The 21,711-nt window shown below is 61.0% G+C and carries 29 protein-coding genes; 16 read left to right on the forward strand and 13 right to left on the reverse strand.

Translation table 11 applies throughout. From position 1 onward, the window contains the following. Positions 1 to 103 precede the first annotated feature (103 nt). Positions 104 to 1,072, reverse strand: coding sequence for a polyprenyl synthetase family protein (locus tag J1G37_RS10595; RefSeq protein ID WP_192300610.1), 969 nt, complete (start codon positions 1,070 to 1,072; stop codon positions 104 to 106). Positions 1,073 to 1,311: 239 nt separating this feature from the next. Here J1G37_RS10595 and rplU point away from each other — a divergent pair, with 239 nt between their 5' ends. The 7 genes from rplU (at position 1,312) to J1G37_RS10630 (ending at position 6,890) form a co-directional block, all read left to right on the forward strand. Then, positions 1,312 to 1,626 (forward strand): 50S ribosomal protein L21, encoded by a 315-nt coding sequence (gene rplU, locus J1G37_RS10600; protein WP_003176051.1) that lies wholly within the window; start codon positions 1,312 to 1,314, stop codon positions 1,624 to 1,626. A 34-nt stretch (positions 1,627 to 1,660) separates the two neighbouring features. Then, positions 1,661 to 1,918, forward strand: coding sequence for a 50S ribosomal protein L27 (rpmA, locus tag J1G37_RS10605; protein ID WP_003176049.1), 258 nt, complete (start codon positions 1,661 to 1,663; stop codon positions 1,916 to 1,918). A gap of 193 nt (positions 1,919 to 2,111) precedes the next feature. Next, complete coding sequence (gene cgtA / locus J1G37_RS10610; protein WP_017735024.1) at positions 2,112 to 3,335, forward strand: Obg family GTPase CgtA; 1,224 nt, start codon at positions 2,112 to 2,114, stop codon at positions 3,333 to 3,335. Positions 3,336 to 3,445: 110 nt separating this feature from the next. Next, positions 3,446 to 4,564 carry a glutamate 5-kinase gene (gene proB / locus J1G37_RS10615; protein ID WP_207041818.1) on the forward strand — a complete coding sequence of 373 codons (1,119 nt, stop codon included), beginning with the start codon at positions 3,446 to 3,448 and terminating at the stop codon, positions 4,562 to 4,564. Between the two features lie 16 nt (positions 4,565 to 4,580). Then, on the forward strand, positions 4,581 to 5,045 hold the full coding sequence (locus J1G37_RS10620; RefSeq protein WP_015885841.1) for a CreA family protein: 465 nt from the start codon (positions 4,581 to 4,583) through the stop codon (positions 5,043 to 5,045). A gap of 101 nt (positions 5,046 to 5,146) precedes the next feature. Beyond that, the gene (locus J1G37_RS10625; protein ID WP_017735027.1) at positions 5,147 to 5,629 is read left to right on the forward strand and encodes a glutathione peroxidase; all 483 of its coding nucleotides are present in this window, start codon (positions 5,147 to 5,149) and stop codon (positions 5,627 to 5,629) included. Between the two features lie 157 nt (positions 5,630 to 5,786). After that, positions 5,787 to 6,890 carry an NADH:flavin oxidoreductase gene (locus tag J1G37_RS10630; protein WP_207041574.1) on the forward strand — a complete coding sequence of 368 codons (1,104 nt, stop codon included), beginning with the start codon at positions 5,787 to 5,789 and terminating at the stop codon, positions 6,888 to 6,890. Positions 6,891 to 6,931: 41 nt separating this feature from the next. Here J1G37_RS10630 and J1G37_RS10635 read toward each other — a convergent pair whose 3' ends face one another. The 3 genes from J1G37_RS10635 to cysZ all read right to left on the reverse strand — a co-directional run bounded on the left by J1G37_RS10635 (position 6,932) and on the right by cysZ (position 9,200). Beyond that, on the reverse strand, positions 6,932 to 7,111 hold the full coding sequence (locus tag J1G37_RS10635; RefSeq protein WP_207041576.1) for a hypothetical protein: 180 nt from the start codon (positions 7,109 to 7,111) through the stop codon (positions 6,932 to 6,934). Positions 7,112 to 7,217: 106 nt separating this feature from the next. Then, positions 7,218 to 8,396: a glycosyltransferase family 1 protein gene (locus tag J1G37_RS10640; protein ID WP_207041578.1), complete on the reverse strand. Its 1,179-nt coding sequence runs from the start codon at positions 8,394 to 8,396 to the stop codon at positions 7,218 to 7,220. 54 nt (positions 8,397 to 8,450) lie between these two features. Then, on the reverse strand, positions 8,451 to 9,200 hold the full coding sequence (gene cysZ, locus J1G37_RS10645) for a sulfate transporter CysZ (RefSeq protein WP_207041580.1): 750 nt from the start codon (positions 9,198 to 9,200) through the stop codon (positions 8,451 to 8,453). Between cysZ and J1G37_RS10650 the strand changes: the two genes are divergently transcribed. Both J1G37_RS10650 and trxB read left to right on the forward strand, forming a co-directional pair. Continuing rightward, positions 9,199 to 9,354, forward strand: coding sequence for a hypothetical protein (locus J1G37_RS10650; protein WP_207041582.1), 156 nt, complete (start codon positions 9,199 to 9,201; stop codon positions 9,352 to 9,354). The genes cysZ and J1G37_RS10650 overlap by 2 nt on opposite strands. Before the next feature lie 128 nt (positions 9,355 to 9,482). Then, positions 9,483 to 10,427 carry a thioredoxin-disulfide reductase gene (gene trxB / locus J1G37_RS10655; RefSeq protein WP_207041584.1) on the forward strand — a complete coding sequence of 315 codons (945 nt, stop codon included), beginning with the start codon at positions 9,483 to 9,485 and terminating at the stop codon, positions 10,425 to 10,427. Between the two features lie 189 nt (positions 10,428 to 10,616). Here trxB and J1G37_RS10660 read toward each other — a convergent pair whose 3' ends face one another. Genes J1G37_RS10660 through J1G37_RS10685 form a run of 6 tightly spaced genes read right to left on the reverse strand, consistent with a single transcriptional unit; the run spans position 10,617 to position 13,550 of the window. Then, a complete protein-coding gene (locus tag J1G37_RS10660; protein WP_207041586.1) occupies positions 10,617 to 10,955 on the reverse strand; it encodes a HopJ type III effector protein in 339 nt (112 codons plus the stop codon). Further along, positions 10,948 to 11,244: a DUF1244 domain-containing protein gene (locus tag J1G37_RS10665; protein ID WP_010206472.1), complete on the reverse strand. Its 297-nt coding sequence runs from the start codon at positions 11,242 to 11,244 to the stop codon at positions 10,948 to 10,950. Before J1G37_RS10665 ends, J1G37_RS10660 begins: the two co-directional genes overlap by 8 nt. 23 nt (positions 11,245 to 11,267) lie before the next feature. After that, complete coding sequence (gene folX, locus J1G37_RS10670; protein WP_003176029.1) at positions 11,268 to 11,639, reverse strand: dihydroneopterin triphosphate 2'-epimerase; 372 nt, start codon at positions 11,637 to 11,639, stop codon at positions 11,268 to 11,270. 2 nt (positions 11,640 to 11,641) lie between these two features. After that, positions 11,642 to 12,202 (reverse strand): GTP cyclohydrolase I FolE, encoded by a 561-nt coding sequence (gene folE / locus J1G37_RS10675; RefSeq protein WP_207041588.1) that lies wholly within the window; start codon positions 12,200 to 12,202, stop codon positions 11,642 to 11,644. A 20-nt stretch (positions 12,203 to 12,222) separates the two neighbouring features. Continuing rightward, complete coding sequence (gene folM / locus J1G37_RS10680; RefSeq protein WP_207041590.1) at positions 12,223 to 12,933, reverse strand: dihydromonapterin reductase; 711 nt, start codon at positions 12,931 to 12,933, stop codon at positions 12,223 to 12,225. A 56-nt stretch (positions 12,934 to 12,989) separates the two neighbouring features. Then, positions 12,990 to 13,550: an antibiotic biosynthesis monooxygenase gene (locus J1G37_RS10685; RefSeq protein WP_207041592.1), complete on the reverse strand. Its 561-nt coding sequence runs from the start codon at positions 13,548 to 13,550 to the stop codon at positions 12,990 to 12,992. Positions 13,551 to 13,762: 212 nt separating this feature from the next. Here J1G37_RS10685 and J1G37_RS10690 point away from each other — a divergent pair, with 212 nt between their 5' ends. Next, positions 13,763 to 14,722: a MerR family transcriptional regulator gene (locus tag J1G37_RS10690; RefSeq protein WP_207041594.1), complete on the forward strand. Its 960-nt coding sequence runs from the start codon at positions 13,763 to 13,765 to the stop codon at positions 14,720 to 14,722. A 2-nt stretch (positions 14,723 to 14,724) separates the two neighbouring features. Here the strand turns inward: J1G37_RS10690 and J1G37_RS10695 are convergent, their stop codons facing one another. Both J1G37_RS10695 and J1G37_RS10700 read right to left on the reverse strand, forming a co-directional pair. Beyond that, positions 14,725 to 15,330, reverse strand: a complete 606-nt coding sequence (locus J1G37_RS10695; RefSeq protein ID WP_207041596.1) for a hypothetical protein — start codon at positions 15,328 to 15,330, stop codon at positions 14,725 to 14,727. Between the two features lie 60 nt (positions 15,331 to 15,390). Next, positions 15,391 to 15,858 (reverse strand): PAS domain-containing protein, encoded by a 468-nt coding sequence (locus tag J1G37_RS10700; protein ID WP_207041598.1) that lies wholly within the window; start codon positions 15,856 to 15,858, stop codon positions 15,391 to 15,393. Positions 15,859 to 15,987: 129 nt separating this feature from the next. On the opposite strand from J1G37_RS10700, the gene J1G37_RS10705 reads away from it, so the two are divergent. Then, positions 15,988 to 16,443: a flavodoxin gene (locus J1G37_RS10705; RefSeq protein ID WP_207041600.1), complete on the forward strand. Its 456-nt coding sequence runs from the start codon at positions 15,988 to 15,990 to the stop codon at positions 16,441 to 16,443. Here J1G37_RS10705 and J1G37_RS10710 read toward each other — a convergent pair. Further along, positions 16,424 to 17,320 carry a LysR family transcriptional regulator gene (locus tag J1G37_RS10710; RefSeq protein ID WP_207041602.1) on the reverse strand — a complete coding sequence of 299 codons (897 nt, stop codon included), beginning with the start codon at positions 17,318 to 17,320 and terminating at the stop codon, positions 16,424 to 16,426. The two genes, J1G37_RS10705 and J1G37_RS10710, sit on opposite strands and share 20 nt — an antisense overlap. A 98-nt stretch (positions 17,321 to 17,418) precedes the next feature. On the opposite strand from J1G37_RS10710, the gene J1G37_RS10715 reads away from it, so the two are divergent. The 5 genes from J1G37_RS10715 (at position 17,419) to J1G37_RS10735 (ending at position 21,469) form a co-directional block, all read left to right on the forward strand. After that, the gene (locus J1G37_RS10715; RefSeq protein ID WP_124526449.1) at positions 17,419 to 17,790 is read left to right on the forward strand and encodes a CidA/LrgA family protein; all 372 of its coding nucleotides are present in this window, start codon (positions 17,419 to 17,421) and stop codon (positions 17,788 to 17,790) included. Then, positions 17,780 to 18,466, forward strand: a complete 687-nt coding sequence (locus tag J1G37_RS10720; RefSeq protein ID WP_207041604.1) for an LrgB family protein — start codon at positions 17,780 to 17,782, stop codon at positions 18,464 to 18,466. Before J1G37_RS10715 ends, J1G37_RS10720 begins: the two co-directional genes overlap by 11 nt. Before the next feature lie 151 nt (positions 18,467 to 18,617). Beyond that, positions 18,618 to 19,400 carry a class II aldolase/adducin family protein gene (locus J1G37_RS10725; protein ID WP_207041606.1) on the forward strand — a complete coding sequence of 261 codons (783 nt, stop codon included), beginning with the start codon at positions 18,618 to 18,620 and terminating at the stop codon, positions 19,398 to 19,400. Continuing rightward, positions 19,400 to 20,302, forward strand: a complete 903-nt coding sequence (locus J1G37_RS10730; RefSeq protein ID WP_207041608.1) for an alpha/beta hydrolase — start codon at positions 19,400 to 19,402, stop codon at positions 20,300 to 20,302. The genes J1G37_RS10725 and J1G37_RS10730 overlap by 1 nt, the downstream gene beginning before the upstream one ends. Before the next feature lie 255 nt (positions 20,303 to 20,557). Continuing rightward, on the forward strand, positions 20,558 to 21,469 hold the full coding sequence (locus J1G37_RS10735; protein ID WP_207041610.1) for an SDR family oxidoreductase: 912 nt from the start codon (positions 20,558 to 20,560) through the stop codon (positions 21,467 to 21,469). Positions 21,470 to 21,711 lie beyond the last annotated feature (242 nt).

Genomic DNA, 21,711 nt, shown 5'->3' on the forward strand with positions numbered 1-21,711 from the left:
GCTTGGCTCGGTCTAATGTGGGAGCTGGCTTGCCTGCGATAGCTTTAGTGAATTCACTAAAGCTATCGCAGGCAAGCCAGCTCCCACATTAATCAATGCTGAATCAGTGCGTACGCGCCACCGCAAACTCACTCAGCTCAACCAGGGCATCCCGGTATTCACTGGCTGGCAGGGCTTCCAGGCACTGGATGGCGCGGGCCACGTAGTCACGGGCCAACTGCGCGGTGTAGTCCAGCGAGCCCGAGGCTTCCACGGCTTCGCGGATGCTTTCCAGGTCTTCGATCCCGCCTTTCTGGATCGCCTTGCGCACCAGGGCAGCCTGTTCTGGCGTGCCTTCGCGCATGGTGTAGATCAGCGGCAGGGTCGGCTTGCCTTCGGCCAGGTCGTCACCGACGTTCTTGCCCAGGGTTTCGGCGTCGCCACGGTAGTCGAGCAGGTCGTCGACCAATTGGAACGCCACGCCCAGGTGATCGCCAAAGGTGCGCAGGGCTTCGGCCTGTTCGGCGGTGGCGCCACACAACGCGGCAGCACTGTGGGTGGAGGCTTCGAAGAGCATCGCGGTTTTGCCGCGAATCACTTCCATATAGGTTTCTTCGGTGGTGCTGGCGTCGCGCACCTTGGACAGCTGCAACACTTCGCCTTCGGCGATGATGCGCGTGGCCTGCGACAGAATCTTCATCACCGGCATCGAGCCCAGTTCGACCATCATTTCGAACGAGCGCGAATACAGGAAGTCGCCGACCAGTACGCTCGGGGCGTTGCCCCACATGGCGTTGGCGGTCTCGCGGCCACGGCGCATGCCGGACATGTCGACCACGTCGTCATGCAGCAGGGTAGCGGTGTGCAGGAATTCGATGGTGGCGGCCAGCAGGCGCAGGTCATCGCCTTCGCGGCCCAGGGCCTTGCCACACAGCAACACTAATAAAGGACGCAGACGTTTGCCGCCGGCCGACGTAATGTAGTCGCCAATTTTGGAGACCAGCGGCACTTTAGAAGTCAGCTGCTTCTTGATGATGCCATCGACGGCGCTAAAATCGTCCGCGACCGCGCGGTAGAAGGCTTGGGGTTGCATCAGCGACAGTCGCTCCAGAAGGGTTGCGCGGCATGCTAGGACCCTCACCCCCGGGTGTCAAGGCGCGATGGACGGCCCCTTGCAAGCCTTCTTTAGCTTGCGTACAATCGCGCACCCTGAACTTCCTGGGCAGCACCTGCCTTACGCAATTGCATTCGGGACGTCCATCCCATGCAGCCATGCCAGCCAATACCTCTTCTTATAAAGAGCTGGGTGAGCAGGATTATCGGAGAAATACCATGTCGTACGCAGTAATTGTTACTGGTGGCAAGCAATACAAGGTCGCCCCAGGTGAATACCTGAAGATCGAAAAACTGGAAATCGCTACCGGCGAATCCGTTACTTTTGATCGCGTTCTGTTGGTCGCCAATGGCGATGACGTGAACATCGGCGCTCCAGTTGTTGCTGGCGCTACCGTTGTGGCTGAAGTGATCTCCCAAGGTCGTCACGATAAAGTCCGCATCATCAAGTTCCGTCGTCGTAAGCACCACATGAAGCGTATGGGCCACCGCCAGTGGTACACCGAGATCAAAATCACCGGTATTCAGGCTTAATTTCAGCCTAATTCCTCACTAGGAGAATTGACTCATGGCACACAAAAAAGCTGGTGGTAGTACCCGTAACGGTCGCGATTCAGAAGCCAAACGCCTTGGCGTCAAGATGTATGGCGGCCAGAAAATCATTCCGGGCAACATCATCGTGCGTCAGCGCGGCACCCAATTCCACGCCGGTTACGGTGTAGGCATGGGTAAAGATCACACTCTCTTCGCGAAAATCGAAGGCGTGATCAAGTTTGAAGTAAAAGGCGCGTTCAACCGCCGTTACGTGAGCGTTGTCGCAGCTTAATTGCGAGATCGCTGGAAAAGCCCTGTCTTGCGACGGGGCTTTTTCGTTTGTGGAGTGAGTCTCTTGCAAAGCTGTTTGTAATGAGCTCAAGCGCTGGATATGCGGTCGCTGATTGAGGTCGCTGCGCTCATTTTTGCAAGAGTCTTATGTCTTGGTTTCTTAAGCTCGTCCGTGCGGCGAGAGGCGTTTTGTTATGAAGTTCGTTGATGAAGTTTCCATCCGAGTAAAAGCAGGCGACGGCGGTAACGGTTGCATGAGTTTCCGTCGCGAAAAGTTCATCGAAAACGGTGGCCCAAACGGCGGTGACGGCGGTGACGGCGGTTCCATCTACATGATGGCCGACGAAAACCTCAACACCCTGGTCGACTACCGTTACACCCGGCACTTCGATGCCGAGCGTGGCTCCAACGGCGGCAGCACCGACTGCACCGGTAAAAAAGGCGAAGACCTGGTACTGCGTGTACCGGTCGGCACCACCATCATCGACTCGGCCACCCAGGAAGTGATTGGCGACCTGACCAAGGCCGGCCAGAAACTGATGGTTGTGCAGGGCGGCTGGCACGGTCTGGGTAACACCCGATTCAAGTCCAGTACCAACCGTGCACCACGCCAGACCACGCCGGGCAAGCCGGGCGAGCAGCGTGACCTCAAGCTGGAAATGAAAGTACTGGCTGACGTTGGCCTGCTGGGCTTGCCTAACGCCGGTAAAAGTACCTTCATCCGCTCGGTGTCGGCCGCCAAGCCGAAAGTCGCCGACTACCCGTTCACCACCCTGGTGCCAAACCTGGGCGTGGTCAGCGTCGACCGCTGGAAAAGCTTCGTGGTCGCCGACATTCCAGGCCTGATCGAAGGTGCTTCCGACGGCGCGGGCCTGGGCATTCGCTTCCTCAAGCACTTGTCCCGCACCCGTTTGCTGCTGCACCTCGTCGACATGGCGCCGCTGGATGACACCAGCGCACCGGACGCCGCCGAAGTGATCGTCAGCGAGCTGACCAAGTTCAGTCCGGCCCTGGCCGAGCGTGATCGTTGGTTGGTCCTGAACAAGTGCGACCAGATCCTCGAAGAAGAGCACGAAGAGCGCGTCAAGGAAATCGTCGATCGCCTGGAGTGGGAAGGTCCGGTCTACGTGATCTCGGCCATCGCCAAAGAAGGCACCGAGCGCCTGACCCGCGACATCATGCGCTACCTCGAAGACCGCGCCGACCGCCTGGCGGCCGACCCTGTGTTCAAGGCTGAGCTGGCCGAACTCGATCAGCAGATCGAAGACGAAGCCCGCGCCCAGTTGCAGGCCCTGGATGACCAGCGTGCCCTGCGCCGCAGTGGCGTGAAGTCGGTCCATGATATCGGCGACGACGATTGGGACGAAGAAGACGTGGATGATGAAGACGGTCCGGAAATCATTTACGTGCGCGACTGATCCGTTGCGATAAACTTGAACGCCGCTCCTTAAGAGCGGCGTTTTAGTATCCGGGTTTAACGTTATGGGCCGCGCTGGGTCGCGCAGCCCTCAATCTAAGGTTGAAGATGATGCGGAGCAAAGTGACAGGTGCGCAGCGCTGGGTCGTAAAGATCGGAAGTGCGCTGCTGACGGCGGATGGCAAGGGGCTCGATCGTGCAGCCATGAGCGTCTGGGTCGAGCAGATGGTGGCCTTGCATGAGGCTGGCGTCGAGTTGGTGTTGGTGTCGTCCGGGGCCGTTGCCGCCGGGATGAGCCGCCTCGGCTGGACCGCGCGACCCAGCGCGATGCACGAACTGCAAGCCGCCGCCGCCATCGGCCAGATGGGCCTGGTGCAAGCCTGGGAATCCAGCTTTGCCGAGCACGGCCGCCACACGGCGCAGATCCTGCTGACCCACGACGACCTGTCCGACCGCAAGCGCTACCTCAACGCCCGCAGCACCTTGCGCGCGCTGGTGGAGCTGAAAGTCATCCCGGTGATCAACGAAAACGACACCGTGGTCACCGACGAAATCCGCTTCGGCGACAACGACACCCTGGCCGCCCTGGTGGCCAACCTGGTGGAGGCCGACCTGTTGGTAATCCTCACCGACCGCGACGGCATGTTCGACGCCGACCCGCGCAACAACCCCGACGCCCAGTTGATCTATGAAGCGCGCGCCGATGACCCGGCGCTGGATGCCGTGGCCGGCAGCGTCGGCGGTGCCCTGGGCCGTGGCGGCATGCAGACCAAGTTGCGCGCTGCGCGCCTGGCCGCACGTTCCGGCGCCCACACCATCATCGTCGGCGGGCGTATCGAGCGTGTGCTGGACCGGCTCAAGGCCGGCGAGCGCATCGGCACGTTGCTGTCGCCGGAACGCGGCATGCTGGCGGCGCGCAAACAGTGGCTGGCCGGTCATCTGCAAACCCGTGGCACCCTGGTGCTGGACGAGGGCGCGGTATCGGCATTGTCCCAGGGCAACAAGAGTTTGCTGCCGGTAGGCGTCAAGTTGGTGCAGGGCAGCTTCCGCCGTGGCGAGATGGTGGTGTGCGTCGCGCCCGACGGTCGTGAGATCGCCCGTGGCCTGGCCAACTACAGCGCCCTGGAAGCGCAGAAAATCATTGGGCAGTCGTCTGACGCGATTGTGAGTCTGTTGGGTTATATGGCGGAGCCGGAACTGGTGCACCGCGATAACCTGATCCTGGTTTAAACGTAAGGAATACACGATGCGCGTGATGAAGGGATTACTCGGCCTGCTCCTGGCCATGCCGTTGCTGGCCTCGGCTGAAGAAATCGGCCAGGTGTCGACCGTGTTCAAATTCGTCGGCCCCAACGACCGGATCGTCGTCGAAGCGTTTGACGATCCCAAGGTCGATGGGGTGACCTGCTACCTGTCGCGTGCCAAGACCGGCGGCGTCAAAGGCGGCCTGGGCTTGGCCGAAGACCGCGCCGAAGCTTCGATCGCGTGCCGCCAGGTGGGCCCGATCCGCTTCAAGGGCGAGCTCAAGGATGGCGACGAAGTGTTCAAGGAACGCACCTCGCTGGTGTTCAAGACCATGCAGGTGGTGCGCTTCCTCGACAAGAAGCGCAATACCCTGGTTTACCTGGTGTACAGCGACCGCCTGATCGAAGGTAGCCCGCAGAACGCCGTGACCGCGATTCCGATTTTGCCGTGGCCGACCGCTCAGTAGTCTACAGGCGGGTTTTGTAATCGGCGTCTATGATTGCAGGCTTGCGGGTTGTAATCTCGACGAGCCGCTTTGCTAAGAACATGGGATATCTGGAGTTCGTCATGAGTGCTTTCCACGACCTGAAACTCAAAGCTTTGGACGGACAAGAGCTGCCACTGGCGCCCTTCAAGGGCCAGGTGGTACTGGTGGTCAACGTGGCCTCCAAATGTGGCTTGACCCCGCAATACGCGGCGCTGGAGAACCTCTACCAGCAATACAAGGACCAGGGTTTTACCGTGCTTGGCTTGCCGTGCAATCAGTTTGCTGGCCAGGAACCGGGCAGCGAAGAGGAAATCCGCGAGTTCTGCAGCCTTAACTACGGCGTGACGTTCCCGTTGGGCAGCAAGCTCGACGTCAACGGGCCGGATCGTCACCAGCTATACCGGCTGCTGGCGGGCGAGGGCGCCGAGTTTCCTGGGGATATCACCTGGAACTTCGAAAAATTCCTGCTGGGCAAGGATGGGCGCGTGCTGGCGCGTTTCTCCCCACGCACGGCACCGGACGATCCCACCATCGTCCAGGCCATCGAAAAAGCCTTGAGCTGAATGGATCTGATCGTTCCCGCGCTCCGCGTGGGAACGCCTCCCCGGACGCTCCGCGTCCAGCTTTTACACCTTAATCACCCAGATCAATAGTGCTATCCAGCACGTTGCACGCTCCATATTATCCGCATCATAAATCCTGTTGACGTGGAGTACACCCATGCCTGTCCAAGCCTTGTTCAAACCCTTCCAGCTCGGTGCTCTGCAACTGTCCACCCGTGTGGTCATGGCGCCGATGACCCGCTCGTTCTCGCCGGGCGGCGTACCCAATTCCAAAGTCATCGAATACTACCGTCGCCGCGCCGCTGCAGGTGTGGGCCTGATCATCACTGAAGGCACCGTGGTGGGTCATCAGGCGTCCAACGGCTACCCCAACGTCCCGCACTTCTATGGCGAAGCGGCTTTGGCCGGCTGGAAGAAAGTGGTTGATGCTGTGCACGCCGAAGGCGGCAAGATCGTCCCGCAGTTGTGGCATGTCGGCAGCGTGCGTCGCATCGGTACCGAGCCTGATGCCAGCGTGCCGGCGTACGGCCCGATGGAAAAACTCAAGGACGGTAACGTGGTCGTCCACGGCATGACCACCCAGGACATCCAGGACGTGATCCATGCGTTCGCCCAGGCCGCCAAGGATGCCCAGAGCATCGGCATGGACGGTGTGGAGATCCACGGTGCCCACGGCTACCTGGTGGACCAGTTCTTCTGGGACGGCAGCAACCAACGTACCGACGAATATGGCGGCAGCCTGGCCAACCGCTCACGCTTTGCCATCGAGCTGATCCAGGCCACCCGCGCCGCCGTCGGCCCGGACTTCCCGATCATCTTCCGTTTCTCCCAGTGGAAACAGCAGGACTACACCGCGCGCCTGGTGCAAACCCCCGAGGCGCTGGACGAGTTTCTCAAGCCGTTGTCTGCCGCGGGTGTGGATATTTTTCACTGCTCCACGCGCCGTTTCTGGGAGCCTGAATTCGAAGGGTCCGATCTCAACCTGGCTGGCTGGACCCGTCAGCTCACCAGCAAGCCGACCATCACCGTGGGCAGCGTCGGCCTGGATGGCGAGTTCCTGCAGTTCATGGTCAACACCGACAAGGTCGCGCAACCGGCCAGCCTCGAGAAGCTGCTGGAGCGCCTGAATAACGACGAGTTCGACTTGGTGGCGGTAGGTCGTGCGCTGCTGGTCGACCCGGATTGGGCGTTGAAGGTGCGCGAAGGCCGCGAGGGCGACATCCTGCCCTTCAGTCGTGAGGCGTTGACGACTCTGGTGTGAGGGGCTGGGCTCCCTGTGATTACACAGGGAGCTTTATGGCGTTAGTACTGCGGCCCCTTGTACAGCTCTTTTGTGTGATCGGTTTTGTTCGGGTCTTTATGCCCCGGTTGGCCGTAGACAGGGGGTTCTGCTCGGGATTTATCCAGCCATTGTTGCTGACGCGTCCATTCGGCGTTTGGCATGTTGACGCCATTGCGTACACCCATTCCGTAAGCTGACATATACCGTACCTCAATTATTGAAAGCCCTGCTCAGATAGCAGGTATCAGTAATTGGTATTCAGCATTAAGCAGTTCCTGACTTAAATATAAGGAAAGAATTAGGGTTTCATCGCACGTAAGGCTGTGTAGGAAGCGCAAAGTTTTCGCCGCATACACCCCGTAATTGACGTTCGAACTGTTCGATAATCGCAGGCCACCCCTGGCGGCTCGCATGCTGGCGCGCATTAAGGCGCATACGGCGAAGGCTTTCGGCGTCCTCCAGCAGCCAGTTGGCCGCCTCGCAAAACGCGTTCTCATCCCCCGGCATTGCCAGCACGCCGTTGTAGCCATGGCGAATATGCTGGGTCGCGGCCGCTTGGTCATAGGCCACCACGCCCAATCCCGATGCCATCGCTTCCAACACCACGTTGCCGAAGGTTTCGGTCAGGCTGGGGAACAGGAACACGTCGCCTGACGCGTAGTGCCGCGCCAGTTCCTCACCGCGCAAGGTGCCGCAGAAGATCGCTTCCGGAAGTTCTTTCTCCATCGTCGGACGTTGTGGGCCATCACCGACGATGATCAGCTTCATCTGCCGCAGAGGGTAAGTGTCCTGCAGCGTTTCGAAGCAGCGCTTGAGCAATCCCAGGTTTTTCTCCTGGGCCAGCCTGCCCACATAGAGCACGGCGGTTTGCTCACTGTTCAGCGCCCAACTTTCCCGCAATGCATTGTCGCGTTTGGCAGGGTGGAACAACTGGCTGTCCACCCCGCGAGACAACATGGCCAGACGCTCGAAATGCTTGCGCTCCAGCTCCAGGCGCTGGCTGGCGCTGGGCACCAGGGTCAAGGTCGAGCGGTTGTGAAACCAGCGCAGGTAGTGCGTGACCATTCGGCTCAGCATGCTCAAGCCATATTGGTTCGAGTACTGCTGGAAATTGGTGTGAAAACCGCTGACCACACTGATCCCCAGGCGCCGCGCGGCACGCAGGGCGGATAAGCCCAGTGGCCCTTCCGTGGCGATGTACAGCACGTCCGGCCGCCGGCGAGTCCAACGGCGCAACAATTTGTGCATCGACGACTGGCCCCACTGCAAGCCCGGATAGCCCGGCAACGGCCAGCCCCGGCACAGCAGCAATTCGTCATCGCTGGCGCGACTCTGATCGCTGCCTTGGCGCGGGCGCACCAGCTCGATTTGATGGCCGCGCGCGCGCAAACCGTCGCACAGGCGGCCAAGGGTATTGGCCACCCCGTTGATTTCCGGCGGGAAGGTTTCAGTAATCAGGGTGATGTGGAGCGAGGCTGTCGTCATGACCCACAGTGTCGCCGTGGGCCGTGTCGTCATTGTGTCATTGGGATGATGGATTTATGACTTGGCCATCGTCTCTGCCCCTTGCTCACGTACCCAGAACAGCGTGGCTCCAGCCACCGCTGCCGGCATCATCAGCAGGTTGACCACCGGCACCAGAAGCACCAGGTAGACGATGCCGCCGAAACTCATGCTCTGCCAACGCTTCTGGCGCAGCCAGGCGAGCATTTCGTTCCAGCCCAGCTTGTGGTTATCCGCCGGGTAGTCGATGTACTGGATTGCCATCATCCAGACCCCGAACAGCAGCCACAGCGGTGCGGCGATCAGGTTGACCACCGGAATGAACGACAGGATAAACAGACCGATGGCCCGCGGCAGGAAGTAGCCCAGCTTGCGCATTTCCCGGGCCAATGTGCGTGGCACCATGGCGATCAGTTCGCCCCAGCTGAACGCCGGGAAGTCATCGGTGCCGCGCACCACCACTTCGACTTTCTCCGAGAGAAAACCGTTGAACGGCGCGGCGATGATATTGGCCAGCATGGTGAAGGTGAAAAACACCATCAGCGTGACCAGCACCACAAACAACGGCCACAGCAAGTAATTGAGAAAACCCAGCCAGCTTGGCAGCGTCGGCATCAAATGATCGACCCACAGGCTGAACTGATGGCCGGCGAAATAGATCAAGCCGACGAACAGCACCAGGTTGATCGCCAGCGGCAGCAAGACAAACAGGCGCAGGCCAGGGCTGAGCACCAGTTTGAGGCCTTCACGCAGGTATTGCGGGCCGGAAAGAGCGGGGGCAGGCATGGACAACTCCGAGCAAAGGGACGAACGCGCCGACCTTACCGGCTTTGCCGCGCAGGCGAAAGCGGCGACATCAGCAGTAACAAAGGCGTCGATCAACCACGCCAACTGCATAGAGACCGCCTATGAGCTGGATTGTTATTCCGTATTTCCTTAATCTTGCCCCCCTCTATACGCTGCACCCATTATTTTTCAGGACGTGCGAGTTCAAGCCTTCCCCAAGTGCTTCGCGGTCCTTTTTTATTCCAGCCGCCTTGTTGTCCGGGTGGTCGATAGGAGTGAGTCATGTCTGATACCCGTCATTCGCGAGTGATTATTCTCGGTTCCGGCCCTGCCGGTTACAGCGCTGCCGTCTACGCGGCCCGCGCCAACCTCAAGCCGCTGCTGATCACCGGCATGCAGGCGGGTGGTCAGTTGACCACCACCACCGAAGTCGACAACTGGCCCGGCGACGTGCACGGCCTGACCGGCCCGGTGCTGATGGAGCGCATGAAAGAACACGCCGAGCGCTTTGAAACCGAGATCGTCTTCGACCACATCAATAAGGTCGATTTCTCGAAAAAGCCTTACAGCCTGACCGGCGACAGCGGCGTGTACACCTGTGACGCACTGATCATCGCCACCGGCGCCAGCGCCCGTTACCTGGGCCTGCCGTCGGAGGAAGCGTTCATGGGCAAGGGCGTTTCCGCCTGCGCGACCTGCGACGGTTTCTTCTACCGCAACAAGCCAGTGGCTGTTGTCGGTGGCGGTAACACTGCCGTGGAAGAAGCGCTGTACCTGGCCAACATCGCCAGCACTGTGACCCTGGTTCACCGCCGCGAGACCTTCCGCGCCGAGAAGATCCTGATCGACAAGCTGCACGCCCGTGTAGCTGAAGGCAAGATCATCCTCAAGCTCAACGCTACCCTGGACGAAGTCCTGGGCGACAACATGGGCGTGACCGGTGCCCGCCTGAAAAACAACGACGGCAGCTTCGACGAGCTGACAGTCGACGGCGTGTTCATCGCCATCGGCCACACGCCGAACACGTCGCTGTTCGAAGGCCAGTTGGAATTGAAAGACGGTTATCTGATCGTGCAGGGCGGCCGTGAAGGCAACGCCACGGCCACCAGCGTTGAAGGTATCTTCGCGGCCGGTGACGTGGCAGACCACGTGTACCGCCAGGCCATCACCTCGGCCGGCGCGGGTTGCATGGCGGCACTGGATGCCGAGCGTTACCTCGACGACTGAGGTGAGCGGTAAAACAAAAAACCGGCCGTGAGGCCGGTTTTTTTATGCTCGCGATTCAAGCAATACCCAGGTCTTGAGGTGTTAACCCAATCCCTGTGGGAGCTGGCTTGCCTGCGATAGCGGTGTGTCAGTCACCACCGCCATCGCGGGCAAGCCCGGCTCCCACATTGACCGGGTTTCCAAATCGAATCAGCGGCGAGTCAGGGGTTGTGCGGTGAACGTCACACCGGCCAGGCCATGGGCGATCAATGCACGGATGTTGCCGTGGTCACTGCCCTCAGGCGTCGCCACCACCGAACGGTAATGCTCACCAAACGCCAGCAGCGCTTCCTGATCGCTCAAGCCTTCCAGCACGGCCAAACCCAGGGTCTTGCACGAGCCCTCGTTCTGCCCGGCGGCATTTTCCACGTCACCATTGGTAAAGGCTTGCGGCTGGTAGTCATAACCTGCGGCAACAAAGGCCAAGGTGTCGGCAAACACATGTTCGCCGCTATTGAGGCTGTTGCGCAGGGTGTTCAGGTCAGTCATGGGTTTTTCCTTTGGCGAACGCCGCCTGTTGGTCGGCGCTGGCTTCTTTCTGGTATTGGGCTTTCCACTCGGCGTACGGCATGCCGTACACCACTTCACGGGCGTCATCGAGGCTCAGCTCGATCTGGCGTTCATCGGCCTCGGCCTTGTACCACTTGGACAAGCAGTTACGGCAGAAACCGGAGAGGTTCATCAGGTCGATGTTCTGCACATCCTTGCGGCTGTCCAGGTGGGCCACCAGCCGGCGGAAGGCGGCGGCTTCGAGTTCGAGGCGTTGTTGGTCGTTCATAGGGCTCACGCAAATCTCAAGGGTTAGCGGCTGGCCGCCAGGGTAATCGACACCGATTCGGCAAAGCGCAGCGCATGGGGCTTGTCCACTTCGACTTCGGCGTACAGCACCGATTCATTGCTCATCACCAGGTCCAGCAGCTCCTGGGTCAGGCGCTCCAGCAGGGCAAAGCGGTTGCCTTCGACGTGGGCAATGATGGCCTTGGTGATGGTGCGGTAGTTCAGCGCGTGGTCGATGTCATTGTCGCGCACCGCCTCTTGGGCGGCATACAGGATGGTCAGGTTGATCAGCACATCCTGCTTGTTGAGGATCTCGTCCTCGTTGATGCCGATGTAGGTGCGCAGGCACAGGTCCTTGACCCGGATGCGCGCCATGCCTGGTTGAAGTTGTGGCATTGCTACTTGCTCCGTCCGATCAGTTGCAGGAACTCCATGCGCGTGGTGTTCGACTCGCGGAACGCGCCGAGCATCACCGAGGTGTTCATGGTTGAATTCTGTTTCTCCACGCCGCGCATCATCATGCACATGTGCTTGGCTTCGATCACCACCGCCACGCCGGCGGCCTGGGTCACTTGCTGGATGGCGTCGGCGATTTGCCGCGTGAGGTTTTCCTGGATCTGCAGGCGCCGCGCATACATGTCAACGATACGCGCCAGCTTCGACAGGCCGAGCACCTTGCCGGTCGGAATATAGGCCACGTGGGCCTTGCCGATAAAGGGCAGCAGGTGGTGCTCGCACAGCGAATACAACTCGATGTCCTTGAGGATCACCATCTCGTCATTGTCGGAAGTGAACAGCGCGCCGTTGACGATGTCATCCAGGTTCTGTTCGTAGCCGTGGCACAGGTACTGCATCGCCTTGGCCGCGCGCTTGGGGGTGTCGAGCAAGCCTTCACGCTCCGGGTCTTCACCCAGGCTTTTGATGATCTCGCGGTAGTGTTGGGGCAGGGACAAGGTCATACAACATCCTCACAAACGGCTTACTTGATATGCCGCCCGCCGTTGACGGTCAGGGTGGTACCGGTGACATAGGGGTTGTCCAGCAGGTAACGCACGCTCTGGTAGATCACCTCGGGCCCGGGCTCAATGCCCAATGCCGATTTGGCCAGCACCTTGGCGCGGTAGGCGTCGTCGTCGCCTTCGTTGAACATCACCATTGCCGGGGCGATGCCGTTTACCTTGATCAACGGCGCGAATTGCGCAGCGAACGACAGCGTGAGGCTGTCGAGCCCGGCCTTGGTGGCGCAATAGGCGATGTGCTGGCGGCTGCCCTTGCGCACCACGTCATCGCTGATATGCACGATGTCGGCCGGTGTCGAGCGTTGCAGCAAGGGTGAACAATGCAGGTTGATCAGGTAGGGCGCAAGCATGTGTACGCTGAACATGTCGGTAAAGGCGCGGCTTTCGTCGCCGGGTGTTTCGGCGACCCACGCCGAGGCGTTGTGGATGATCGCGCGCAGGCTCTGGGTGTGGCTGTTAAGTTCGGCGATAAAGGCCATGACGCCGGCTTCGCTGGAGAAGTCGGCAAACACACCGATCGCCCCGCGCTCGCGCAGGGCCTGCACGCCAGGGCGTTCGCTGCGGTAGCTGAAAATCACCGAATGGCCGTCGTCGAGCAAGCGCTGGGCGCAATGCAGGCCGACACGCTGGCCGGCGCCGGTGATCAGGATCGGGGCGTGTGTTGCAGTCATGGGGGGCTCGATTCGCTGGCAGGCTCAAATCATACCAGCGCTGCGCCCCCCTGTACTCACGCGGCGGCTTCGCTGGCCTTGCGCGGTGCGGGCACGGGATGCAGCCAGTTGGCCAGCAGGTGGGTCGACAGCGGAATGAACAGGTAAACCATCAGCGGCGTCAGTGCCAGGGTGCTGACCAGCACGCGCGGGACCAGCTCCAACTCAGCGAGCAACGGGCCCAGCACAAAGTTGAAGATCAGCGACACAGGGAAAAACGCCAGCCAGATCGCTACGGCCTGTTTCCAGCGGGGTGGCCTTGCGCCGACTGCGCCGAACCAGCCATCGATGCCACTCACCCGATGCTCCGACGGGTCGGCGAACAGCTCGCTGCCACGGCCCAGCCAGGCACTGCGGGATGCGGAAAACTCCCAGGCATGCAGGGTTTTTTCGTCGGCAAAGCGGAAGATGATCTGGAATTCGTCATCATTGGGCGGCGGCGCAAGCACGCCTGAACCCAGGTAACCCGGGAAGTCCGTGGCCAATTGCTCGCCTTCGCGCAGCCAGGCCATCAACTCTTCGTAGCGACCTTTGGCCACGCGGCGCGCAACCATCAGGGTGACGGGTGAGGTAGACATTGTGTATCTCCAAATATACGGGTGCGCTGGGCCGGGTAGGCGGCGCACGAACATAGCGGCGGGGTAGTGCCGCTATGTAAAAACAGGCAAGGATTATTCCTGTTTTGCAGAAATACGCCAGTGGCATTGGTCCGAAGCTTGAGGCGCTTGAAAAAGACAGGTCTAAAGGCGTTAAATGAGGGCCCCGATCACCGTTGGTTTTTTAGCCTCAAATGCCCGTGATTACTGCTTCGCTTGATAGCACTTTGCATCTGGATGCGACTGATTCCGACGAGCTGTTTCCGATTCGTGAAGTGTCGAGATTGACAGGCATAAACCCCGTCACCCTGCGTGCCTGGGAGCGTCGTTATGGCCTGATCCAGCCCACACGCACCGAAAGCGGGCACCGCCTCTACTCCAAGGCCGATATTGAGACGGTCAATCGCATCCTCGACTGGATCGAGCGCGGCGTGGCCGTGAGCAAGGTCGGCAAGCTCCTCGCGCGTGATGATCAGCAGGCGCAAGCCGTGCGCGCTGAGCGTGATTTGGCCGGGGAGGGCGAGTGGCCTCAGTGGCAGGCGCGGGTGATGCAGGCGGTCAGTGCGTTCGATGATCGCCAGCTGGAGCATGTGTACGGGCAGGTTTTTGCGACGTACCCCCTCAGCGTGGCGTTCCAGGACATCCTCATGCCCCTCTGGCAGGATCTGCTGCGCCATCAGGGCCGCTTTGGCCAGGCCAGTGAATGGTTGTTCTTCGATGCCTTCTTGCGGGTGCAGGCCTTGCAGCGATTGCAGGTAGCCTGTGCGTCGTCGGCACCACGGGTGCTGCTGGCCGCCCTGCCCGGCGAGTGTCGTAAACTGGAGCTGCTGGTGGCCGCGCTGTTGATCAGTCGCGACGACCTGGTGGTGAAGGTGCTCGCGATGGGCCAGCCGGTGGATGAGTTGATGCTGGTGTGTGAAAAAAACCGTCCCCAGGCGTTGATCGTGTATTCCAACCACTCACATGGCCACGACCTGCCCAATCGCCTGAACCGCTTGGCGATGACCCTGGAATGCCCACTGTTTCTGGCGGGTGCGGCGTCGGACTTGGCCGAGAAGGACCTGGCCGGTTCATCCGTGGGTTGCCTGGGCAATGACGGGCGCCTGATGCAGCGCCGCCTGCAGCAGTTTCTCAGTGGGCGCCTGGATACCTGAGGTCAGGCGTGCACGTGGGGGTGGACCAACCGGTGTTGGTGCAGGATGAATTGGCGCAGGCGCTCGATCTCATCCGCATCGCTCTGGTTCAGGCGATAGGCGAACAAGCCGCGCGCGGTTTCCCGCTCCAGCGTGCCGCGCAGGGCAATGCGTTCGTAACCGGAAGGGCTGAACCACAGGGCAAAGGTCTTGGGCGCTTTGACCCGGCCACGGATTTCCACCAGCACACCCTTGAATGACACTTCGTGCACCCACAGTGCGCCTGGCGTGCCCTTGATGTTCTCCAGTGCCACTGGCGCTTCAAGCGCCAGGCGCCACGGGCGGATCATCGGGCCGTCTTCGAAAATGCTCGGCACGCCCAAACGCAGATGCACCGCATGAAACTCATCCTCCACCAGGTGCAGTGGGAAGGTCAGTTGCTGGTTATCGAACTGCGCCTGGATCGTGACGTGGTCGTGAGCGGCCAGCCGGGTGAGCAAATCGCGGATCTGCGCCCCACCGTTGACGGTCAGGCTCGACGATGCATCCCGCAGGTTGAGCTGGGGGTTGTGCTGCATGTTCTGAATGAAGTCCAGCTCATCCTGGGTCAGAAGCGCGTCGCGGTGCATTGATCGTGCTCAATGAAAGGGGTGTTAAAGTGCCATTATCCTCTCTACTGACCCCAATTTCTAAATTTTGTTAGATCCGCTCGTCGCTTTGAGGGCGGCCAGCTCGGCCTTGACCTCGGCCAGCTCGTTTTCCAGCTGGGCCACGCGCTGCTGGGCCTTGACCTGAAGGGTGACGTCTTTTTGCACGCCGACGAAGTAGGTCTGCTTGTCGGCCGCGTTGTACACCGTCGACAGCGACAGTTCGTTAAAGAAGTGCGTGCCGTCCTTGCGATAGTTGCGCAGGATCTCGCGGCACGCACCGCCGCTGTCCAGCGCCTCACGAATGGCCATCAGCCCCGGTTGATCGCGGTCACCCGACTGCAAGAATCGGCAGTCCTGATACAGGATGTCGTCCAGGGTGTAGCCGGTCAGCCGTTCGAATGCCGGGTTGACGTAGATCAGCGGCTTATCCTTGCCTTCCCGTTCGGCGACGACGATGCCGTCGTTGGAGGCGTTGACGACCAGTTGCATCAGTTTGGCGTTGATCATTGAGCGGTCCATGGCTTGTTTTTGGAGCTTGGAGTCTATGGCAACTTCTGAATGTTGCACGCTGCCCACTGAAATATTTGCATCTGCTGCTAATATCCCACGCTTTCGCTCAACTACAGGATCAGATTGATGAAAGTCGCCATCCTTTCCGGCTCGGTCTACGGCACCGCTGAAGAAGTCGCCCGCCATGCCGCCGGTCTCCTCAACGCCGCCGGTTTTGAAGCCTGGCATAACCCGCGCGCCACCCTGGCAGACGTGCAAGCCTTCGCGCCCGACGCGTTCCTGGCGGTGACTTCGACCACTGGCATGGGTGAGTTGCCCGACAACCTGCAGCCACTGTATTCGAGCATTCGCGACCTATTGCCCGCCGCCTGGCGCGGCCTGCCAGGCGCGGTGATCGGCCTGGGCGACGCCAGCTACGGCGACACCTTCTGCGGCGGTGGCGAGCAACTGCGTGAGTTGTTCGGCGAGTTGGGCGTACGCGAAGTACTGCCGATGCTGCGTCTGGATGCCAGCGAAAGCGTGACCCCGGAAGCCGACGCCGAGCCGTGGCTGGCGGAACTGGTCACTGCACTGCGCGGTTGACCGGGTATTCACGCAACAGCGCCAGCCAGGCCTGGGCGGCCCTCGACAGATAAGCGCCGTCGCGCCAGATAAAGGCAATGTCCCAGCGCAGGAAGTCTGGCGCCTTGAGCGTCAGGCGCACCACGCCCGGCCGCACCAGCCCACGGGCGACGACGCTGGGCAGCAGCACCACGCCCTGGCCAGCGGCGACCAGCGCCACGAGAAAGTCCGCCTGGCCGCTGCGGCCAATTTCCTTCGGCGTAAAGCCCACGTGCTGACAGGCCTGCATCAGCCGGTCATTCAGCACAAAACTGCGCTGGTACATCAGGAACGGCGTGTCCGCCAATTCCTCAAGACGCACCTGGGCGTTTTCCGCCAGCGGATGGTCCATGGGCAGCAAGGCATCCAGCGGCTCATCGCAGAACGCTTGCCAGGCAAAGGCCGGGTCGCTGGGCATCAGGCTGCCGCCGACGTCCAGTTCACCGTTGAGAATCCCTTGTTCAATCGTACGACTGCCGCCTTCCAGGAGCTGGATGGTGACGTTGGGGTAACGCCTGCGGTATTCGGCAAACAGCCCGGCGAACAACGTATCACCGGCCAGCAGCGGCAAACCCAGGCGCAGTTCGCCGCGAGCCAGTTGCTGCATGTCGTCCAATTCGCTGAGCAACTCGGTCTGCAGGCGCAGCATCGCCTCGGCGCGTTGCAACACCACGGCGCCGGCGGCGGTCAGGCGGATATGTGAGCCAGTGCGCTCCAGCAGCGGTGTGCCGAGGCTTTGCTCCAACTGCGCCACTTGTTTGCTCACGGCGGACTGGCTGATGTGCAAGGTTCTGCCGGCCTGGGTAAAACCACCGCGATGGATGACTTCGACAAAGCTGCGCAGCTGTTTGAATTCCATGGTCATGATTCCGGTTTGGAATAGCTTGCAGTCTAACAATTCGCTGTGGGTATGGGGGTTGCCTCTTTAAAATGGGCGCCTGCGAGGAATCCAAGCCCATGAAACGTTTCACCCGTCTGTTGATTGAATTGGTCGTACTGCTGGCCATCTATTTCCTTGGCTGCCAACTGGCCGTTTGGCTTGCGTGGCCGATTCCTGGCGGGGTGGTCGGGCTGGGCTTATTGCTGGCGACCTTCGCCAGCGGCCTGATCAAACCCGCTGCCCTGCAATTGGGCGCCGGTGTATTGATGGCCGAGATGCTGCTGTTCTTTATTCCGGCCTTGATGAGCCTGTTGGACTACGGCGGCCTGGTGCGCAATGACGGCTGGCGCATCCTGCTGGTGATCGGCCTGAGTACCTTGGCGGTGATGCTGGTGACCGCGTTTACCGTGGAATGGGTGTGCCGCTGGAGACTGCGCCATGAAGCTTGAGCTGATGCCCCTGTTCTGGCTCGCCCTCACCCTGGGTGCGTATGTCTTCAGCCGCTGGCTGTACCGGCGCACCGGGCGCTACCTGTTGTCGCCGTTGATCCTCGTGCCGGTGCTGTTACTGGCGGTGGCCGTGCCGATGAACACCGCCTATGCCGAATACGCGGCCGACACCCACTGGCTGATGCTGGTCCTCGGCCCGGTCACCGTGGCCTTTGCCGTGCCGATCTGGCAACAACGGCGCTTGCTCGCACGCCACTGGTCGGCGTTGCTGCTGGGCATGCTGGCGGGCAGCATCGCGTCCATCGCCACCTCGTTTGGCCTGGCCAAGGCGCTGGCCCTGGACAGCGCAGTGACGATGTCGCTGGTGCCGCGTTCCATCACCACGCCGTTCGCCATGCCGGTGTCGTCCGACCTTGGCGGCGTGCCAGAGCTGACAGCCGTATTCGTGATGTTCACCGGCGTGTTCGGCGCCATGCTCGGTGGCGTGTTGCTCAAATGGTTGCCGTTGCGCACGCCACTGGCCCGTGGCGCCTTGTTTGGCGTGGGCGCCCACGGTGCCGGGGTCAGCCGGGCGCGGGAAGTAGGCGGCGAAGAAGGTTCGGTCGCAGGCCTGGTGATGGTGTTGACGGGGCTGCTCAACCTGTTCGCCGCGCCTTTATTGGCGGCGCTTCTCTGACGCCGTGCGCGTGGATTTCAACTATTCTCATGGCTGACTCGTTCGGTCATCAAGCTGGCTGCGAAGGCGACTCCCTTCCGTCGTGAGGTCTGACTAGACTGGCCCATCACTCAAAAAAACAATAAGAAAGTGCGCCAAGGAGGTCGTTGCCGTGAGCCTAGCCCCTGTTTTATCGCCACAAAATGTCCAAGCCCAGGTCAGTGCTGCCGAATGGCAAGCCCGTGTCGACCTGGCAGCCTGCTATCGCCTGGTGGCGTTGCACGGCTGGGATGACCTGATTTTCACCCACATCTCGGCCAAGGTGCCGGGCACCGATGATTTCCTCATCAACCCCTACGGGCTGATGTTTCACGAAATCACCGCGTCGAGCCTGGTCAAGGTCGATCAAGCCGGCAACAAGCTGATGGACGGCCCCTACGAGATCAACCCGGCGGGCTACACCATCCACAGCGCCATCCATGAAGTGCGCCACGACGTCACCTGCGTGCTGCACACCCACACCGCCGCCGGTGTCGCGGTGGCGGCGCAGAAGCAGGGCGTGCTGCCGATCAGCCAGCAATCGATTTTCGTGCTGGCCAGCCTGGCCTATCACGCCTACGAAGGCGTGGCGCTGAACCACGAGGAAAAGGCGCGTTTGCAGGCCGATCTGGGTGACAACAATTTCCTGATGCTGCACAACCACGGCCTGCTGACCTGCGGCAGCACCATCGCCGACACCTTCTTGATGATGTTCACCTTCCAGCGTGCCTGCGACATCCAGGTGCTGGCGCAAAACGGCGGCGCCGAGTTGATCCCCATCGGCTCGCAGATTCTGGCTGGGGCCAAGGCGATGGTGGCAGCCGTGACCAAGAGCGCACAAGGCATGGGGGGCGCGCTGGCCTGGCCGGCGTTGCTGCGCAAGTTGGACAGCATCGATCCTGGGTATAAAACCTGATGCCACTCGCCGAGATCCCGCTCAGAGCCTGGCGCAAGCGCGGCCAGAGTTTCGTCTTCCGTGGCCGCACCCTCCGCTATTGGGTGGCGGGGCAGGGCGAACCGTTGCTGCTGATCCATGGTTTTCCCACCGCCAGTTGGGACTGGCATTACCTGTGGCAGCCCCTGGCCCAGCGCAACCTGGTGATTGCCTGCGACATGCTCGGCTTTGGCGACTCGGACAAGCCCCTCGATCACGAGTACTGCCTGCTGGAGCAGGCCGATGTGCAACAGGCACTGTTGGAGCACTTGAGTGTGGATCAGCCGGTGCATGTGCTGGCCCATGATTACGGTGACAGCGTCGCCCAGGAATTGCTGGCGCGGCATTACGAAGGGCGCTTTCTGATGGCCAGTTGCGTGTTTCTCAATGGCGGCCTGTTCCCCGAAACCCATCGGCCTGCGCTGGTGCAGAAACTCTTGCTCAGCCCTCTTGGCTGGATGATTGGCCGCGCCTTTGGGCGCAATGCCTTGTCCGACAGCTTCCGCCAGATCTTCGGCCCGGATACCCGCCCCAGCGAAAGCGCCCTGGATGATTTCTGGAGCCTGCTCAACTGCAACGATGGCACGCGCATCCTGCACAAGCTGATCGCCTATATCCCCCAGCGTCGCCGCTTGCGTGATCGTTGGGTGGAGGCGATGCAGCGTCTGGATGTGCCGCTGCGGGTGATTGACGGCGAAGCTGATCCGATTTCCGGTGGGCATATGGTGGAGCGTTATCGGCAACTGGTGCCGGAGGCGGATACGGTGCTGCTGACGAATATCGGCCACTACCCGCAGATCGAGGCGCCGGTGCAGGTGCTCAAACATTACCTGGCGTTTCGCGAGCGGATCGCCGGGCCGGTGCCCTACATGGTCTATTCCTGAATTCACACAGTTCAACTTGATCGTTCCCACGCTCTGCGTGGGAATGCCGCCGGTGACGCTCCGCGTCACGCCTTCAAGAGCTGACGCAGAGCGTCCAGAGATGCATTCCCACGCAGAGCGTGGGAACGATCACATAGGCGGAGCCATCATCCCCCAGCCTTATCGCGCACCATTCAGCCCTGGCTGACTTTATTGTGACCAAAGCCCCCGTGCCTGACACTCAACCCATTCCCATTGTCGCCAGCGGAGTTCGGTATGAGTGAGTCAGTGCAGTTCCAGGATAAGGTCGTGATCGTCACCGGTGCCGGCGGCGGGTTGGGCCGGGCCCATGCGCTGTTGTTCGCCCGGCACGGAGCCAAGGTGCTGGTCAATGACTTGGGCGGCTCGACCCAGGGCGAAGGCGCCAATTCCTCGGCGGCCGACCGCGTGGTCGCCGAAATCCGCGCCGCTGGCGGTATTGCCGAAGCCAACCATGACTCCGTCACCGACGGTGACAAGATCGTGCAGCACGCGCTGGAAGTGTTCGGTCGCATCGACGTGGTGGTCAACAACGCCGGGATCCTGCGCGACAAGACCTTCCACAAAATGGACGACAGCGACTGGGACCTGGTTTACCGGGTGCATGTCGAAGGCGCCTACAAAGTCACCCGCGCCGCCTGGCCGCATATGCGCGAGCAAGGCTACGGCCGGGTGATCTTCACCGCCTCCACCTCGGGCATCTACGGCAACTTCGGCCAGTCCAACTACGGCATGGCCAAGCTCGGCCTGTATGGCTTGACCCGCACCCTGGCGCTGGAAGGGCGCAAGAACAACATCCTGGTCAACGCCATCGCCCCCACGGGCGGCACGCGCATGACCGAAGGCCTGATCCCGCCGCAGGTGTTCGAGCGCCTCAAGCCGGAGCTGGTCAGCCCGCTGGTGGTGTACCTGGGCAGCGCGGCGTGCGAGGAAACCGCCGGCCTGTTCGAAGTGGGCGGCGGCTGGATCGGCAAGACCCGCTGGGAGCGCAGCCTCGGGGTGGGGTTTGACCCGGAAGCCGGCTTCTCGCCCGACGACGTGGCCGCGCATTGGCAGCAGATCTGCGACTTCGAAGGCGCCGCCCACCCCAAGGACAACATCGAAGCCCTGAAGGAAATGATGGCCAACTTGCAGAAGTACAGCCTTTGATCGTTGCTTGAACAACAGTGAATCGTGCGGGGCGCTGAGGGCGCCCCGTTTTATTCCGGGCATAAAAAAGGCCGCTGCATAGGCAGCGGCCGAAGTAAGACGTTGGATCAAGGAGCAACAAATCCACGTCAGTGAACACCGGTAACAGATTGAAAACAGGCATCAATCCAGCTGAGTCTGGCTGTTCTTCCGGTTGCGGAAGCGGGCGGTTTGCCCTGAGAGCGCGCTAAGAATAGTCGGTT

It is taken from the genome of Pseudomonas sp. Marseille-Q1929 (assembly GCF_017316265.1).
Lineage (GTDB): Bacteria > Pseudomonadota > Gammaproteobacteria > Pseudomonadales > Pseudomonadaceae > Aquipseudomonas.